This is a genomic window from Rhizobium sp. R711 (genome assembly GCF_002211365.1).
In the GTDB taxonomy this organism is placed as follows: Bacteria; Pseudomonadota; Alphaproteobacteria; order Rhizobiales; family Rhizobiaceae; genus Rhizobium.
In genome coordinates this window covers 186,503-203,533 of the sequence record NZ_LOKZ01000012.1, presented here as the reverse complement: position 1 = coordinate 203,533, position 17,031 = coordinate 186,503, and the positions used below count along the sequence as shown (strand labels likewise).

Here is a 17,031-nt window from a genome sequence, read left to right as displayed (position 1 = left end):
AACGAAGGCGTTAGCTCTTCGAGAAAATGTAGTCCGTTTCCTGACGCAGCACTTCGCCAGGACGCAGAACCGCATTGGGGAAGCCCTCGTGGTTGATTGCATCCGGCCAAACCTGCGTTTCCAGGCAGAAGCCGGCGAACGGACCGTACTTGCGTCCGTCCAGGCCGGGTACAGGCACGTCGAGCTTGAAGCCGGCGTAGAACTGTATGCCGGGCTCCGTCGTGCGGACTTCCAGCGAAACGCCTGAGCTCAGGCTGCGGGCAAGCGCGACGGATCGTTTTGCAATGCGTTCGGTGGAGAGGCAGAAATTGTGATCGTAGAGCGCCTGCTCACTCCCGTCGAACCGCTTCATCGGCGACATCTCACGGAAGTCGAAGACCGTTCCGGCGACGGGCCGCACCTCTCCGGTCGGGATCTGCAACTCGTTTGTCACGAGGTAGCCCTCGGCTGCAATCATGATGTCGTGGCCGAGCGCATCTTCGCGGCCGTCGAGGTTGAAGTAGGCATGTTGGCAGACGTTGGCGATCGTCGGCTGATCACTCGTCGATTCGTAGATGACAGAAAATTCGCCGTCACCATGCACCCAGTAAGTTGCCTGGATGGTGCAGTTGCCGGGATAACCGCCGCGACCGTCCGGATCGACGATCTTCAGCACGACGCGGTCGAGATCATGCTCGACGATTGTCCAGTTCCGCTTGGCGATGTTGTCCTTGCCGCCATGAAGGTGGGTCACGCCCTTCTCATTGAGATCGAGCTGATAACTCTTGCCATCCAGCGTGAACTTGCCGCCGCCGATGCGGTTTGCGCAGCGCCCGGGCGTCGCGCCAAAGTAGGAGGAGTGGGCGGGGTAGCTGTCAAAATCATCGAAGCCGAGCAGCAGCGGCGCATCGTGACCGTCAAGGCGAAGATCCTGAATGACGGCACCCCAGGTGATGATTTTGGCCGTGAGCCCGCCACCCTTGATCTCAACACGATAGACGGTCTCGCCCGACTGGGTCTGCCCAAAAACTTCCCGTTTCAACATTTCCGCCATAGCGACCATCCAGATATATGTTCGATTGAGGCAGGGAACCTGCCCCTATTTGCCACAAACCGCAACGGTGTCGTCGAAAAGAAACGCGGCCGGACCCGGCATTCGTTCCGCCAGCCGCCTTGCATCAGCTCGTGTCAGTCGCTCTTGCCGATATCGTTGAGATCGTAGGGTGTGGTCTGGTAGATCTCGTTGATCCAGTTGCCGAACAACAGGTGTGCGTGGCTGCGCCAGCGGTTTTGCGGCGTCAGCGACGGATCGTTGTGCGGGAAGTAGTTGTGCGGCATCTTGATCGGCACGCCGGCGTTCACGTCGCGGAAATATTCGTCGGAAAGCGACGTTGAATCATATTCCACGTGATTGAACATATAGAGCCGCTTGCCCTTGCGTTCGTGCACGAGGCAGACGCCCATTTCGCTGGATTCCATCAGGATCTCCAGGCTTCCCGATTTCTCGATGTCGCTGCGGCGGACCTCCGTCCAGCGCGAAACAGGGACCTCGAAATTGTCGGAGAAGCCGTTCAGGTAGACCGACGACGGCTTCAGGTTCCGGTGCCGGTAAACACCGAAGGCCTTCTCCTTGAGTTCGTACTTGGGAACACCGTGGAAGTGATAGATCGCGGCCATCGCGCCCCAGCAAACGTTCATCGACGAATGGACGTTGGTCTCTGTCCAGTCGAAAATCTGCTGCATTTCGCCCCAATAGTTCACGTCTTCGTAAGGCAGCGTCTCGATCGGCGCGCCTGTCGTGATGAAACCATCGAATTTGCGGTGCTTCACTTCCTCCCACGTCTGGTAGAAGGCGAGAAGATGGCCCTCCGAGGTGTTTTTTGCTTTGTGGTTGCCGACGCGGATGAGCGAAAGCTCGACCTGCAGCGGAGAGGCGCCGACCAGACGGGCCATCTGCAATTCCGTTTTGATCTTGTTCGGCATGAGATTGAGCAGCCCGATCTGCAGCGGACGGATGTCCTGACGGATTGCCGCCGTCTCGGTCATCACGCGCACGCCTTCGTGAACCAGGGTCTCAAACGCAGGCAAGGTATCGGGGATCTTGATGGGCATTGCGGTCACTCGATCAAAACAACGAATACATTGCTATCGGTCCGCACGCGGCCCTTTAGCAACTTCTTTAACGTGGCTGCAAGCCGGCCGGCCAAATCACCACGGAGCGTCTTAAATAGCGTCACTCGATCCGCGAATCAATTGCTCAAACGAAAGGTCGGGGCGATATGAAGTCACCGCAGCGTTAATGACTGCTAGAATCTGTTGGTGGACACAGCGAAACACCATGTTTATTGAAGTAGAATGATGGCTAGGGACGCGTAATGGCAGATGACCTCGAAGGCAGGCCAAGCATTCAAGGGCAGGACAGAGTAGGATACGATCTGAGCCTGGGCTATCGCTTGAGGGTCATGTTCTCGGCCTTCTGGCATTCGCCCGTGCGGGGAAGGGTCTTGGTGATCGCGACCGCGCTGATCGCCATCATTCTCGCCACTGCCTATGCGACCGTCATCCTTAACCAGTGGAATGCGCCGTTCTACGATAGCATCGCTCGGCGCGATCTGCCTGGTTTCTTCCATCAGCTGAAGGTCTTTGCCCTGATCGCAGGCATGCTGCTGCTGCTCAATGTCGTACAGGCTTGGCTAAACCAGATGACCGCGCTTTATATGCGCGAAGGCCTGACACGCGATCTGGTCAACCAATGGCTCCAACGCAAGCGCGCGCTGCGGCTTTCGGCCAGCGGCCTCATCGGTGTCAATCCCGATCAGCGCCTGCACGAAGATGCCCGCAATCTCGCCGAGAGCACAACCAGCCTGATGATCGGGCTGGTACAGGCGACGATTCTGCTTATCAGCTTTATCGGCGTGTTATGGGACCTTTCCAGCGGATTTGTCTTCCATTTCGGCACACGCTCCTTTTCCATTCCGGGCTATATGGTTTGGGCGGCAATCTTCTATGCGGCGTCCGCATCGATTCTCAGTCAGCTGGTTGGCCGCAAGCTGGTGAAGCTCAATGCCGACCGTTTTTCGAAGGAAGCGGAACTTCGCTTCGCGCTGATGCATGCCAATGAGAACATGCCGGCGATTACTGTGGCTCGCGGCGAGGAGAATGAGCAGCAGCGTATCAATACCGACATCAGTGCGGTACTTGCTGTTATCAAGCGGGTGGCGATGGCCAACGTCAACCTCACCTGGGTATCGGCCGGCTACGGCTGGCTTGTCGTGGTTATCCCGATCATCGTTGCTGCGCCCGCCTACTTCTCCGGTGGACTGACGTTCGGGCAGCTGATGGTGTCGGTCGGCGCCTTCAACCAAGTCAATACCGCCCTTCGCTGGTATGTCGCGAACTTTGGCCCCATTGCCGAATGGCGCGCCACGCTGATGCGCGTCACCGATTTCCGGCAGGCGCTCACCAGCATGAGCGATGAGATCAATCTGAAGGGCACGATCAAGTACGAACGGAATCCTCCCGGAATCCTGACGCTGGACCATGTCCGGATTGCCGCCAAGATCGGCGAAGATATTGATCAGTGCGGTGGCTTTCGTGTGCAGGAAAGCGCGGTGACGATCAAGGCCGGCGAAAATGTCATGATCAACGGCGATCACAACGTGAACCGCAAACTGCTTTTCCTTGCACTCTCCGAGCTGTGGCCGTGCGGTGGCGGCAGGATCGGTTTACCGCCCACGGACGATATGCTTTTCATCCCGCAATCGGCCTACATCCCGGGTGGTTCGCTTCGCGAAGCATTGGCGTTTCCGGAACCTGTGGACGCCTATCAGAATGCCGATGTCGTTGCGGCATTGGAAAAGGCAGGTCTCCAAAATCTGGTTTCTCGACTTGATACCCGAGCCCGCTGGGACAAGCTGCTTGACTCAGACGAGCAGCGGGCGATCGGGTTCGCTCGCCTGCTGCTCGTGCGGCCGAAATGGATTGTTTTCGACGAAGTGCTGGAGGGCATGGAGCCGGAATGGCAATCCACAATGATGCAGGTCCTCGCCTCCATGCCAGAGGCGACGATGATCTACATCGGCCGGTCAGACACTTACGTCGAGACTTTCAAGCCGCGCGTGCTGCATCTCGAAGCCCTGCACGCGAAGCCTGAAGCGAAGGTTGTGGTAAAAGCCCCGAACGCGCCGGCACCAGCACTCTGATCACTTACATCGGAGGTATGGCGCCGTTTGTGCCGACCGTGACATTTGTTGCGGACACAGTACCGTCGGCAGCTTTTTCACCCATTACGATCACGCGCGCTCCTGCGATAAGGTCCTTCTTTCCCGCAGGGGCGATGGTAACGATGGGTGTATCGTCGGCAATGGATATCGTCTTTTCCTTGCCCTGGTAGGTGAGCGTGATGGTGTGGCCGTCGATTGCCTTGACAGCCTTAGCGACGGTTGCGTTGGTCATCGTGCTGTTTGGCTTCAGGTCCCAGGGGCGACTGCCTTCTCCGGTGCCCTTCATGGCTGCTGGAAAGATCAGCACCTCAAGAGCGCTGTCGCCGCCGTCAACTTTCGGCAGCGATGCAACGCCAACGAAGTCGCCCGGTTTGATGTCGTCAACAGAGGCCTTCTTGATGCCGCGGACCTTCCAGTCCGGCTTCAATGTTATCGTCTGATCGGTGCCTTCCCGTGTTTTGACCACCAACGTGTTGCCATTCAGGCTTTCAATGGCTCCACGCACACGCTGCGCTTCTTGGGCAAGCGCGCCGTGCGATGCAATAGTGAGGAAACCCGCGACCCAGAGGAGCGCGGTAGATACTTTGAGATTTTGTGGCATGGTCTGCTTCCTTGCCGTCGTGCAAGCTGCGAATACGGGTGCAGCTTAGTCCGGCCGATCGAAGGCTGACGAATCAATGAAACGTGAAAGCCAGGTTGCGTAGCAAACAGACGGATGGATTAGCGGGCGAGAGATGCCTCAGCCTTCCAATTCCTCCCGGAGCATCTCAAGCTCCAGCCATTCCTCTTCCATCTTTGTCAGACTGTCCCGGAGCTTCTCCATTTCTGCTGCTAAGCGGTTGAATGTGGTAGGGTCCTTGGTGAACAGGCTGGGGTCTGCCATCCGCTCCTCGCGTTTGGTGATCTCGGCTTCGGCTTTGGCCATTTCCTTTGGAAGATTATCGAGAGCGAACTTCTGCTTGTAGGAAAGCTTGCCCTTTCCTTTCGCCGTATCGGAGGAAGCTGCTGCTTCCTGCGGCTTTGATCGTTCCGCCGCCTTTTCAGCCTTCTTCCGCTCTTCGACCGCGCCCTTTCGCTGCGCAAGCATGTCCGAATAGCCGCCTGCGTATTCTATCCAGCGCCCATCAGGTGCATCTGGAACTGCCGGCGCGATCGTCGATGTCACGGTGCGGTCGAGGAAGTCGCGGTCGTGGCTGACAAGGATTACAGTACCCGGGAAGCCTGCGACGATTTCTTGCAGCAGATCCAGCGTCTCGATATCAAGGTCGTTGGTCGGTTCGTCGAGGATCAGCAGGTTTGCCGGACGCGACATAATGCGGGCCAGCATGAGCCGCGCTCGCTCGCCGCCGGAAAGGTTCCTGATCGGCGTACGCGCCTGTTCGGGCTGGAACAGGAACTCCTTCATATAGCCCGTCACATGTCGCTGCTCGCCGTTGACGAGGAGGTTCTCACCGCGCCCATCCGTCAGGTAGTGGGCGAGCGTTTCTTCCGGATTGAGGTCTTCGCGTTTCTGATCCAGCGTCGCGATTTCCAGATTGGTTCCAAGCTTGACGGTGCCGCTATCCGGCGCAATCTGTCCGGTCAGCATCTTCAGCAGTGTGGTCTTCCCGGCCCCGTTCGGGCCGACGAGACCGATGCAATCACCGCGATGCACGCGAATGGAGAAGGGAGCGACGATCGGCCGATCACCGAACGTCTTCGTGATCTTGTCGGCCTCGATGACGAGCTTGCCGGACTCCTGCGCGTCGGAAACCGTTGCCTGTACGGTGCCCTGCGGGCCTTTGTGGCCGCGATACTGCGAGCGCATCGTCTGTAGTTCGCCGAGGCGGCGCATATTGCGCTTGCGTCGGGCAGTGACGCCGTAGCGCAGCCAATGCTCTTCGCGCTCGATCGCCTTGCCGAGCTTGTGTTGCTCGAGCTCTTCCGCTTCCAGAACCTGGTCACGCCAGGCTTCGAAATGGGCAAAGCCCCTGTCGAGCCGCCGCGATGTGCCGCGGTCTAGCCAGACAGTCGCCGTCGAGACCTTCTCGAGGAAACGGCGGTCGTGGGAGATCAGGACGAGTGCGCTGCGGCTTTTCTGCAGTTCTCCTTCAAGCCATTCGATGGTCGGAAGGTCGAGATGGTTGGTCGGCTCATCAAGGAGAAGGATGTCGGGTTCCGGCGCGAGAACGCGCGCAAGCGCGGCGCGGCGCGCCTCGCCGCCTGACAGGTTTTTGGGATCTTCCTCGCCGGTCAGCCCGAGGTGCGATAGGAGATAGGTCACGCGGTAGTGGTCGTCACCAGGACCAAGCCCCGCTTCGGCATAGGCCTGTACGGTATTGAAGCCTGCGAAATCTGGGGCCTGTTCCAGATAGCGGACAGTCGAGGAGGGATGGCGGAAGACCTCACCCGATTGCGCTTCGACGAGGCCGGCGGCGATTTTCAGCAGCGTCGACTTCCCGGAGCCGTTGCGGCCGACGAGGCAGATCTTGTCTCCGGGCTCCACCTGCAGAGCCGCGCCGGCAAGCAATGGCGTGCCACCGAAGCTGAGGAAGATGTCATCGAGTTTCAGAATGGGAGGCGCCAAAGATCAGACTCCGGAAAGGTCATAGGGGCGGGCGAGCACAATGGCGCGGCCGCTCTCAAGCGAAAAGCGCACCTTGCCCTTCGCGACATTGGAAATGGTACGCGACGAGCCGAAGGGCAAATGGAAATCGGCCAGCGGGTAGCGCGCGTTTTCGATCGTCAGGCCGCGCAGTTCGCTGAAGCCAGGAACCGAAAAGAGGCTGTCAGGCGGCAGGTCCAGTTCGATTGCGCCGCCAACTAGCGGCACTGCCTCCTCGCTGCCGGACGTCAGGAGCACGTCATAACCCTGTTCTGCGAGGCTGACCGCATAGAGCAGGTGCTGAATGGCATGATCGGAACGCTCACCCGCAAGGGCTCCCGCCAAGACGAGACGTTTTGCACCGCGCGCAATCGCTTCCGAGACGGCAATCTCGCCATCAGTGGACGCCTTCGCGGCGGGATAAGGTTGCCTGGGCACGCCGGGAAAAGCCCCCTCGAGATCCGCAGGCGTCGAGTCGAAATCACCGACCCACAACTCCGGAACGACACCGAGTGCTGCCGCATGACGCATTCCCCCGTCGGCGGCAATGAAACGGCTGCCCGAGATGGCATTTCGCAGGCGATCGGTTATCTGCAGCTCGCCGCCAAGGAGAATGGTGAAGGTGGATTGGTTCATGCGCACTGCCCTTAGCGCAAAGCAGGGGGGAAGGGAAAGGGCCGCAGCTCAGCCTTCGTCGGCGATATCCTTGATGCGGGCCTCAAAAACACTCTCGAAGCCGGAAATGAACTTCTCGAACAGCTCCCCGAACGCCTCGATCTCTTCAGGCTTCCAGTCCTTGACCACCTCGGAAACGAATGCGAGCTTTTGCGCGCGTATCTCTGATAACAGCCTCTGTCCAAGTGGCGTCGTGACGACGATAATCCGCCGCGCATCCGCTTGAGATGCCTTTCGCCGCAGAATGTTCCGCCCCACCATCTCCGCGACGATGCGGCTTGCGCGCGACGGGTCGATTCGCATCATTTCGGCAATCGTTCCAACCGTTACGTCGCCAACCTCATGTGCGCGCCGCACCGCGTCCAGCACGTCGAGGTGGGACAGTTCAAGCCCGGGCGCCACACTTTGAATGGCGAGCCTCCCGATCAGTCTGCGCCCGGTCATCAAGCGCATGCGGGTCATGCTTTGACCAATGCGCAGGATGTCCGGTTCGTGGGTCTCGGCCTCGGTGTCGGTCAGGTTCGTCAAGCTCTCGTTCATTGCGGAAACATAGCATCTCAGGCGGCAAATGAGAATATGCCGATGTCAAACAGGTGACATTGACAAGTATATGCTAACAGCACATAAATGGCCACTCCCTAAGCTGGAACGACGCTTTCATGGACACTCAAATTGCTGCAGCGCCGCTTGTGACGGATCATCGCCGGCGGTTCATCCTCTTCCTTTTCCTGATGGCCGCCATGTTCATGGCGACACTCGACAACCAGATTGTCGCAACGGCTCTGCCGACGATCGTCGGAGAGTTCGGCCACCTCGAGCGGTTCAGTTGGGTTGGCTCGGCCTATCTGCTCGCCGTGAGCGCGGTGATGCCGCTTTATGGCAAGCTCGGCGACCTCTTCGGCCGCAAGTACGTGATGATGGCCGCGATCATGATCTTCACGGTCGGCTCCGCCGTCTGCGGACTGGCCGTGTCGATGAACACGCTGATTGCGGCCCGCGTGCTGCAGGGACTTGGCGGCGGCGGCATCATGGTGTCGATCTTCGCCGTCAACGCGGACCTGTTCGAGCCGCGCGAACGTGCGCGGTACCAGAGCTATTCCAGCCTTGTGTTGATGGCATCCGGTGCGATCGGGCCTGTTCTCGGTGGTGCGATGAGCGATCTTTTCGGCTGGCGCTCGATCTTCCTCGTCAATGTTCCGATCGGTTTCGTCGTCCTTGTCGGTCTGGCTTTGATGCTGCCTTACCGGAAGCCCAACCGCCGTCCGAAGATCGATTACGCCGGCGCCCTGCTGCTCGCCTTGACGACGGCAAGCATCGTTCTGGCCACCGATGGCGCACAGGTCTTCGGCTCGCTGATTGCTCCTCAAAACCTGGCCATCATGGCGCTTGGCGTAGCGGCGGTCGTTGGTTGGATTTTCGTCGAGCGTCGCGCTGCAGAACCGATCGTTCCCTTGTCTCTGTTTCGCAATTCCACGTTCAGCCTGTTGCTTGTGATGTCTGTCATGAGTGGCGCGATCGGCATTGGCATGGTCAATTATTTCGCGTTGTTCCTGCAAACGACGACCGGTCTTTCACCGTCGGCGGCTGGAGCGTTCTTTATTCTTCTGACCGGCGGCATCGTTTGCGGGTCGCTCTCCGCGGGCCGCATCATTTCCATGACCGGACGCTACAAGCCGTTCGCGATCGCAAGCCTGACCTGCAGTGCTATCGCATTCGTGCTGCTCACGCAGGTTCATGTCGGGACACCGGTGATGCTGATCGGGGCGGTGATGGCTCTCCACGGCTTCGGCGTCGGCCTCGCACAGCAGGTGCCGGTGATCGGTGTTCAAAATGCCGCCCCGGCGCGCGACGTCGGCGCCGCAACGGGATCGGTGACGCTGTCGCGCATGGGCGGCGCATCGATCGCCATCTCCATTTACGGGGCGATCGTCGGTTTGCAGCTCGGCAAGACGGGTGCTTCCATTCCGGGGGTAACCGACATCGAGCAACTGACTCCAAAGATACTGGCCGCTTTGCCGGAGCAGGCGCACCACGCCGTTGCCGAGGCCTATGCCAATGCGTTCACGCCGCTTTTCATGGCGTCCTGCGCGATCGCTCTCATTGGCCTCTGCGCAGCGGTGATGCTGAAGCCGACGCAGTTGCCGCGGGTGGCAGAGGTGCGGCGGGCGGCAAGTGCCGAAGCCGCCGAGTAAATGCCGAGCGCGGCCTAAGGCCGCCACTTGCAAGACGCCAAGCGTGGCGATACATCTCAAACGCTCTAACGGGGTGCCCGTGCCATCAGGCATGCGGCTGAGAGGCTGAAAGCCAACCCGCGGAACCTGATCCGGCTAACACCGGCGGAGGGATTAGACGCGTGACATCTGGCACCGCCCTTTTCCCCTTCAAGCAAAAACCAGAGGAGAGGTGCCATGTTCAAAATCAAGTTCAAGAGCCGTTCGCTGCTTGCTACGGCTTTGGTCGCGACTGTCTGCCTGGCCGGTGCAGGCGCGCAGGCGGCAGACAAGACGCTCACCATTTACACCTACGAAAGCTTCACATCCGAATGGGGTCCGGGTCCGAAGGTTAAGGAAGCATTCGAGAGGACCTGCGGCTGCAGCGTCAATTTCGTCAGCGTGGCCGATGGCGTGGCCTTGTTGTCGCGCCTCAAACTCGAAGGCGCCGGCACGAAGGCCGATGTCGTGCTCGGCTTGGATACGAATCTGACCACGGAAGCGAAAGCAACCGGCCTGTTCGATGCGAGCGGTGTCGATGTTGGCGCGCTTAAAGTGCCTGGGAACTATAAAGACGACGTATTCGTGCCTTACGACTACGGCCACTTCGCCGTCATCTACGACACTCAGACGATCAAAAATCCTCCGAAAAGCATGAAGGATCTGGTTGAGGGCGATCCATCGCAAAAGATCGTCATAGAGGATCCGCGCACCTCGACACCAGGGCTCGGTCTCTTGCTGTGGGTGAAGTCTGTTTACGGCGATAAGGCGCCTGAGGCTTGGGCAAAACTCAAGAAGCGGGTGCTGACGGTGACCCCCGGCTGGTCCGAAGCTTACGGGCTTTTCACCAAGGGTGAGGCGCCGATGGTGCTCTCCTACACGACCTCACCTGCCTACCACATGGTCGCGGAAAATACGGACCGTTATCAGGCGGCCGCATTTTCAGAAGGCCATTACATACAGATCGAGGTGGCAGGCCTGCTTAAGAATGCGCCCGACAAGGAGCTTGCGCGTGAGTTCCTGAAGTTCATGGTGACGCCGGGCTTCCAGGATACCATTCCGACCAACAACTGGATGATGCCAGTTTCGGCGACGTCACAGCCGCTGCCGGATGCGTTCGGCAAGCTCGTGAATCCGTCAAAGACCTTTCTGATGAGCTCGGACGAGGTCGCCGAAAACCGCAAGGCCTGGGTCGATGAGTGGCTGGCTGCCATGAGCATGAATTGATGCTTCTGACTAAGGCGGAGATGCGACATGCGATGCTGGGCGGGGCTGCGAGCCTCGCCGGCATTGCCGTTTTCGTCGGCCTTGCAATCTTTGCCTTACTTCTCTCGAACGATACCTCGTCCACTCTGACGGCGGTGTTCGAACCATACGTCCTGCGGGTCCTTCGTTTCACATTGTTGCAGGCCCTACTCTCGACGCTGCTCTCCATCGCTTTCGCCATTCCGGTCGCACAAGCCCTGGCGCGTCAGCGGCATTTCCCCGGCCGTATCTGGATCATTCGCCTCATGGCGGTGCCGATGGGGCTCCCTGTTCTGATCGGGGCCCTTGGGTTGATCGGAATCTGGGGACGACAGGGCATCCTGAACTTGGTGCTGCTCAAGCTTGGTATGGCGGAACCGATCAGCATATACGGGCTTTCTGGGATCCTGCTGGCGCATGTTTTTTTCAACATGCCGCTCGCTTGCCGCCTGATGCTGGCAGCACTGGAACGCGTGCCAGCCGAATATTGGCTGATGGCGAGCGGTCTCGGCATGCGGCCTGGCTCGATTTTCCGCTTCGTTGAATGGCCGGTTCTGCGCTCTGTCATTCCCGGTATCGCCGGCCTGATCTTCATGCTCTGCGCCACAAGTTTCACGTTGGTGCTGACGTTGGGTGGTGGACCAGCCGCGACGACCGTCGAGGTCGCTATCTATCAATCGCTGCGCTTCGATTTTGATCCAGGCAGGGCTGTCGCGCTCTCCCTGCTTCAGATCGTCCTTACAGCTGTGATCCTTGGGGCGCTGTCGCTTCTTCCGGCGCCGAAGGATGAGGGGACGACGGCCGGTAAGGCCGTCAGGCGCCCGGATGGGGGACTGCCGGGTGCGCGGCTTTTGGATGGCAGCGTCCTGCTGCTTGCTACTCTGTTTCTGGGCTTGCCTCTGATGTCAGTGGTTTTCGCAGGCCTTCGGTCTGATCTTATGAAGCTGTTGCGCGAACCCATTTTCTGGCAGTCGGCTGGCACCAGCCTTGCCATCTCAGTCTCCGCAGCGGTCCTCGCTTTGCTGATCTCGATGATGCTGGTGAGTGCACGCCGGGCGGTGCTTCTCCGACGTCCAGGGGTCTCGGGTGCGGGAGCATTCTTTGCCGCCATGGGTGGCGCGTCGTCGCTGGTCTTGCTCGTGCCACCGATCGTCCTTGCGACGGGCTGGTTTCTCGCGCTGAGAAGCTTCAGTGATGTGAGCGCAGCCACTCCTCTGCTGATCGTCGCGATTAACGCTTTGATGTCTCTGCCCTTTGTGATGCGCGTTCTCGAGCCCGCTTTCATCGTTCACAAACGCCGGACGCAGAAACTTGCGGCGAGCCTCGGTGTCACAGGTTGGGTGCAACTACGTCTCATCGACATGCCCGCCCTGTTCAAGCCTATGCTCACGGCATTTTCATTTGCGATGGCGCTGTCGCTCGGCGACCTCGGCGCCGTCGCGCTGTTCGGTTCGGATAGTTTCGTCACGCTGCCTTGGCTCGTATATAGCCGCATGGGGAGCTACCGGACGAACGATGCGGATGGGTTGGCGCTGATCCTTGGTATCGTCTGTCTGCTGCTGACGATCGCCGGCACCATGGGGCCTGCGCGGCGAGAGGTGGCTCTCCATGGGTGATCCGCAGTTCTCGGTCGAGATGCGCGATGTCGGTCTCCAACTTGGCGCGCAAGAGTTTCACTTCGATTGCCGGCTTCCCGCCGGTGCGGTGATTGCAGTGACGGGCGCTTCGGGGGCTGGCAAGTCGACGTTCCTGAACCTGCTTGCCGGCTTCGACACGGCCATTCGAGGGCGGATACTGATCGCGGGAAAGGATGTAACCGGCGAGCATCCGGCCCGACGCGCCGTCTCGCTCGTATTCCAGGACAATAATTTGTTCGCGCATCTCGATGTTTTTACTAACATCGGCCTTGGCATTAACCCGGCAATGAAACTCAGGGCTGCTGATCGGCAATCGATCATGTCTTCGCTTGAAAAGGCGGGGCTCGCCGGTTTTGAGCGGCGAATGCCGGGGACGCTCTCCGGCGGGGAGCGGCAGCGCGTGGCCTTCGCGCGTGCTCTTGTTCGTAATCGCCCAGTGCTTCTGCTTGACGAGCCCTTCGCGGCGCTTGATCCCGGCTTGAGAAATGGAATGGCGGCGCTGCTGCTCGACATGCATCGCGAGACCGGCAATACCGTCGTCGTCGTGTCGCATGATCCTGACGAGGTCAGACGCATCGCAGACTTCGGCCTTTTTATCGAAGACGGCAGGATTGTCGTGGCCGCTCCGATGGATGAATTTCTGGGCCACGAGGATCATCCCGGATTGGCGCAATTTCTCCGCAGTTGACGAATCTGGCAGCTGTAACGGCACTTTCGCCATAATTTGAGGCGACCGAGGGAACTCGAAAGCACGTTAGGCTTGCTAAAATACAACGGCGCCACATTTAGTCAGAGTCTCGCTATGCAACCGATGCGGAAATCAGTTACAGCAAAGACTTGTGTCCCCGATTGTGCAGTGCAAGAACGGGGACGGACGCCTGTTGAATCACCATGAGACCGACCGGGTCGCGGAAGCGGACCGGCCGACAAGCAAAATGACTTGGAGAGCCAGACTGGACAGTATGCCGACGTGGAAATTCCCCGCGCCTTCCAGTGATGTGCTCTCGTCTGCGTGCCGCTTGGTACGACGGGTGTCGTTTGTGTGTGCGACAAGCGTTGCGTTGTACGGCTGCCAATCCATTCTCGAGCAGTCCTATCAGCCAAGCGTTGCACCCTCCTCCAATCCGCAGATCGTCGATGAAGTGCAGAAGAACGATCCGCGCGCTGCCATGGGCGCCCGCGAGCATCCGCGCATCGTCGCGAGCTATGGCGGTGAATACAAGGACGCTAAGACCGAGCGCTTGGTTGCCCGTATCGCGGGCGCACTGACGGCGGTCTCGGAGAATCCGAGTCAGTCCTATCGCATCACCATCCTGAACTCGCCGGCTATCAACGCGTTTGCCTTGCCCGGCGGCTATCTCTATGTGACGCGTGGCTTGCTGGCGCTTGCCAACGATGCCTCCGAGGTCGCTGCTGTTCTTTCGCATGAGATGGGCCACGTTACCGCAAATCATGGCATCGAACGGCAGAAGCGCGAGGAAGCGGAAGTTATCGCCAGCCGTGTCGTTGCCGAAGTGTTGTCGAGCGACATTGCCGGAAAGCAGGCGCTGGCGCGTGGCAAGCTGCGACTGGCAGCGTTCTCGCGGCAGCAGGAACTGCAGGCAGACGTGATCGGCGTCCGCATGCTCGGCGAGGCAGGCTACGATCCCTATGCTGCTGCGCGGTTCTTGGATTCCATGGCTGCCTATAGCCGTTTCATGTCGGTCGATCCTGAGGCGGATCAGAGCCTCGACTTCCTGTCCAGCCATCCGAACTCGGCACAGCGTATCGAACTTGCGCGCGACCATGCGCGTGCTTTCGGTCAGGAAGGCAAGGTTGGCGACACGGGCAGGGACTACTATCTCGACGGAATCGACGGCCTACTTTACGGCGACAGTCCGGAGGAAGGGTATGTGCGCGGTCAGACCTTCCTGCACGGTGGTCTCGGTATTCGCTTCGACGTGCCTCCTGATTTCAAGATCGACAACAAGGTCGAGGCGGTCATGGCGACCGGTCCCGGCGATGTTGCGATCCGTTTTGACGGCGTTGCTGATAATCAGAACCAGAGCCTGACGAACTACATCTCGAGCGGTTGGGTTACCGGCCTTGATCCGTCGACCATTCAGCAGATCACGGTCAATGGAATGGAGGCCGCGACGGCGCGGGCGAGCGCAGATCGCTGGGACTTCGACGTCACCGTCATCCGCAACAACGCACAGATCTTCCGGTTCCTGACGGCCGTGCCGAAGGGTAGCGCGACGCTGCAGCAGACCGCCGATGTGTTGCGGGCAAGCTTCCGCCGCATGACCCCGGAAGAAACGGCTTCCTTGAAGCCCTTGCGGGTCAGGGTCGTCAAAGTACGGCCGGGCGAGAACATCACGACGCTTGCTGCGCGGATGATGGGCACGGATCGCAAGCTCGATCTCTTCAAGCTTATCAATGCTTTGCCGACGGGTGCCTCCGTTTCCCCGGGCGACCGCGTCAAGATTATCGCGGAATAAAAAGGGGCCCGGCTTTCACCGGGCCAGTTCCATCGCTGGGAGTAAGCTCTTTTAGGCGGATGCGGCCATATAGGGGTCCGCGCTGACGAGCGCGCTGCGCAGTTTCTCCATCGCCCGGCTTTCAATCTGCCGGACGCGTTCCTTGGAAATGCCGAGATCCGCGCCGAGTTCCTCAAGCGTAGCGCCGTCTTCCGCGAGCCGCCGGGCGCTGATGATCTTCATTTCACGCTCATTGAGGTGCTTTAGGGCAGAAGCGAGCCAGTTGCGGCGACGCTCGCCGTCGATCATGTTCGATACCTGCTCATCAGGCAGAGGCTCATCGCTGACGAGGAAGTCCATCTTCTCGGCGCTGTCGGCATCGCCGGAAACCGAGGGTGCCTGCAGCGAGGCGTCATTGCTTGAAAGTCTGGCATCCATCGTCTGGACGTCTGAAAGGCTGACGCCGAGTGCGGCCGCGATCTCCTGGTGGATGGATTGGAGCGTGAGCTGCGTGTCGCCCCTGGCGAGCTTGGCGCGCAGACGACGAAGATTGAAAAACAGGGCCTTCTGGGCAGAACTCGTGCCACCGCGAACAATCGACCAGTTGCGAAGGATGTAATCCTGGATGGAGGCTCGGATCCACCAGCTTGCATAAGTGGAGAAGCGGACATCACGCTCCGGCTCGAAGCGCGCTGCGGCCTCCAGCAGACCGACGTAGCCCTCCTGCACAAGGTCGCTCATCGGCAGGCCAAAGTTACGAAATTTACCCGCCATGGAGATGACGAGGCGCATATGGGCCATGGCGATCTGATTGCGGGCGCCACGGTCGTCATTGTTCTTCCAGCGGATTGCGAGATCGTGTTCCTCTTCGCGGGCAAGGTAGGGAGCCGCCATGGCGATTTTAATCATGCGCCGGTCTGCTGACATGTTCTTCATATCGGTCTCCTGAATTCAGGCGTGACGCCAAAAAAGGGCAAAGAATCCTTGCTTCCGGACATTGCTGCCCAGACCAAATTCATGTCTTGAACGTATAAAGGCCCCGAACTCTGGACGTTTCCAGATGGGGCCCTAGCTTAGGGTTATGCGCCGGTAATACGGCCGGGTAGGACCAGTTTCTTCAAGTTGCCGGATAGGCAGAACGTGGAAGGCATGATCCGCTCCTCATCGAACGTTTACAGGGATGCGAGCGTTCGAGGGTGATGTCAGTTCCCGACGCGGTCCGCAGCTACATTCTTGAAACGCGCGAGCACTGAAAAAGTTCCAATAAAAAACCCGGCACTAGGCCGGGTTTTTTGCAGAAAAAACAGAGAGCTTACGCAGCTTCATCCTGAGATTCGTCTTCTTCGATTGCCTTGCCGCGTTTCGGACCCTTGTTAAGGTTGGTCTCTACGAGGCGGACAGCTTCGGTTTCCGACATCTTGTTCACGGCAGCGATTTCACGTGCCATGCGGTCAAGCGCAGCTTCATAAAGCTGACGTTCGGAATAGGACTGTTCCGGCTGGTTCTCGGCGCGATAGAGGTCGCGGACAACTTCAGCGATGGAAATGAGGTCGCCGGAATTGATCTTGGCATCATATTCCTGGGCGCGACGGGACCACATGGTACGCTTGACGCGCGCCTTGCCCTGCACAACCTTCAACGCACGCTCGACGAAATCGGTTTCGGAGAGCTTACGCATGCCGATGCTCATAGCCTTCGCGACCGGCACTTTCAGGCGCATCTTGTCCTTCTCAAAATCGATAACGAAAAGTTCAAGCTTCATGCCTGCTACTTCTTGCTCTTCGATGGCGCTGATGGTACCGACGCCATGTGCGGGGTACACGATCGATTCACCGGTCTTGAAGCCGTGACGTGCGGAAGAAGGTTTTTTCTGCTGGGTCGTCATTCTATTCAAACACTCCCTGTTACGCTTCCGGCTGCAGCCGGAGCCGGGTCAGTCAGGCCCGGATGAGACGGTCAGATCCGTCGGGTGACTTACTTCTGGTCCCACTGGACAAAAACAAACACATCCATGCGCAC

14 protein-coding genes and 2 riboswitches are annotated in these 17,031 nt (G+C 59.1%); of the genes, 6 read left to right on the top strand and 8 right to left on the bottom strand.

The features are described 5' to 3' along the window. Nucleotides 1–10 precede the first annotated feature (10 nt). Nucleotides 11–1,033, bottom strand: coding sequence for an aldose epimerase family protein (locus ATY80_RS14400; protein ID WP_088693242.1), 1,023 nt, complete (start codon nucleotides 1,031–1,033; stop codon nucleotides 11–13). 134 nt (nucleotides 1,034–1,167) lie between these two features. Further along, the gene (gene metA, locus ATY80_RS14395) at nucleotides 1,168–2,091 is read right to left on the bottom strand and encodes a homoserine O-succinyltransferase (protein ID WP_088693066.1); all 924 of its coding nucleotides are present in this window, start codon (nucleotides 2,089–2,091) and stop codon (nucleotides 1,168–1,170) included. Nucleotides 2,092–2,126: 35 nt separating this feature from the next. Beyond that, nucleotides 2,127–2,204, bottom strand: a riboswitch (SAM riboswitch). A 150-nt stretch (nucleotides 2,205–2,354) separates the two neighbouring features. On the opposite strand from metA, the gene ATY80_RS14390 reads away from it, so the two are divergent. Next, a complete protein-coding gene (locus ATY80_RS14390) occupies nucleotides 2,355–4,181 on the top strand; it encodes an ABC transporter ATP-binding protein/permease (RefSeq protein ID WP_088693065.1) in 1,827 nt (608 codons plus the stop codon). 4 nt (nucleotides 4,182–4,185) lie between these two features. Here the strand turns inward: ATY80_RS14390 and ATY80_RS14385 are convergent, their stop codons facing one another. From ATY80_RS14385 to ATY80_RS14370, 4 genes are all read right to left on the bottom strand, one after another. Then, nucleotides 4,186–4,803: a DUF5666 domain-containing protein gene (locus ATY80_RS14385; RefSeq protein WP_088693064.1), complete on the bottom strand. Its 618-nt coding sequence runs from the start codon at nucleotides 4,801–4,803 to the stop codon at nucleotides 4,186–4,188. 138 nt (nucleotides 4,804–4,941) lie between these two features. Further along, complete coding sequence (locus ATY80_RS14380) at nucleotides 4,942–6,768, bottom strand: ABC-F family ATP-binding cassette domain-containing protein (protein WP_088693063.1); 1,827 nt, start codon at nucleotides 6,766–6,768, stop codon at nucleotides 4,942–4,944. Between the two features lie 3 nt (nucleotides 6,769–6,771). Then, the gene (locus tag ATY80_RS14375) at nucleotides 6,772–7,422 is read right to left on the bottom strand and encodes a thiamine diphosphokinase (RefSeq protein ID WP_088693062.1); all 651 of its coding nucleotides are present in this window, start codon (nucleotides 7,420–7,422) and stop codon (nucleotides 6,772–6,774) included. Between the two features lie 48 nt (nucleotides 7,423–7,470). Beyond that, complete coding sequence (locus ATY80_RS14370; RefSeq protein WP_088693061.1) at nucleotides 7,471–8,001, bottom strand: MarR family winged helix-turn-helix transcriptional regulator; 531 nt, start codon at nucleotides 7,999–8,001, stop codon at nucleotides 7,471–7,473. Between the two features lie 119 nt (nucleotides 8,002–8,120). On the opposite strand from ATY80_RS14370, the gene ATY80_RS14365 reads away from it, so the two are divergent. From ATY80_RS14365 to ATY80_RS14345, 5 genes are all read left to right on the top strand, one after another. Next, complete coding sequence (locus ATY80_RS14365; RefSeq protein ID WP_088693060.1) at nucleotides 8,121–9,653, top strand: MDR family MFS transporter; 1,533 nt, start codon at nucleotides 8,121–8,123, stop codon at nucleotides 9,651–9,653. A gap of 59 nt (nucleotides 9,654–9,712) precedes the next feature. Further along, nucleotides 9,713–9,823: riboswitch (TPP riboswitch) on the top strand. A gap of 46 nt (nucleotides 9,824–9,869) precedes the next feature. Then, complete coding sequence (thiB, locus tag ATY80_RS14360) at nucleotides 9,870–10,898, top strand: thiamine ABC transporter substrate binding subunit (protein ID WP_088693059.1); 1,029 nt, start codon at nucleotides 9,870–9,872, stop codon at nucleotides 10,896–10,898. After that, the gene (gene thiP / locus ATY80_RS14355; RefSeq protein WP_088693058.1) at nucleotides 10,898–12,532 is read left to right on the top strand and encodes a thiamine/thiamine pyrophosphate ABC transporter permease ThiP; all 1,635 of its coding nucleotides are present in this window, start codon (nucleotides 10,898–10,900) and stop codon (nucleotides 12,530–12,532) included. The genes thiB and thiP overlap by 1 nt, the downstream gene beginning before the upstream one ends. Then, the gene (locus tag ATY80_RS14350) at nucleotides 12,525–13,241 is read left to right on the top strand and encodes an ATP-binding cassette domain-containing protein (protein WP_088693057.1); all 717 of its coding nucleotides are present in this window, start codon (nucleotides 12,525–12,527) and stop codon (nucleotides 13,239–13,241) included. The genes thiP and ATY80_RS14350 overlap by 8 nt, the downstream gene beginning before the upstream one ends. A gap of 247 nt (nucleotides 13,242–13,488) precedes the next feature. Beyond that, nucleotides 13,489–15,033 (top strand): M48 family metalloprotease, encoded by a 1,545-nt coding sequence (locus ATY80_RS14345; protein ID WP_088693241.1) that lies wholly within the window; start codon nucleotides 13,489–13,491, stop codon nucleotides 15,031–15,033. 51 nt (nucleotides 15,034–15,084) lie between these two features. On the opposite strand, the gene ATY80_RS14340 is transcribed toward ATY80_RS14345, so the two are convergent. Next, nucleotides 15,085–15,948 carry an RNA polymerase factor sigma-32 gene (locus tag ATY80_RS14340; protein ID WP_007528357.1) on the bottom strand — a complete coding sequence of 288 codons (864 nt, stop codon included), beginning with the start codon at nucleotides 15,946–15,948 and terminating at the stop codon, nucleotides 15,085–15,087. A 376-nt stretch (nucleotides 15,949–16,324) separates the two neighbouring features. After that, complete coding sequence (locus ATY80_RS14335) at nucleotides 16,325–16,897, bottom strand: CarD family transcriptional regulator (RefSeq protein ID WP_007528356.1); 573 nt, start codon at nucleotides 16,895–16,897, stop codon at nucleotides 16,325–16,327. Nucleotides 16,898–17,031: the final 134 nt, after the last annotated feature.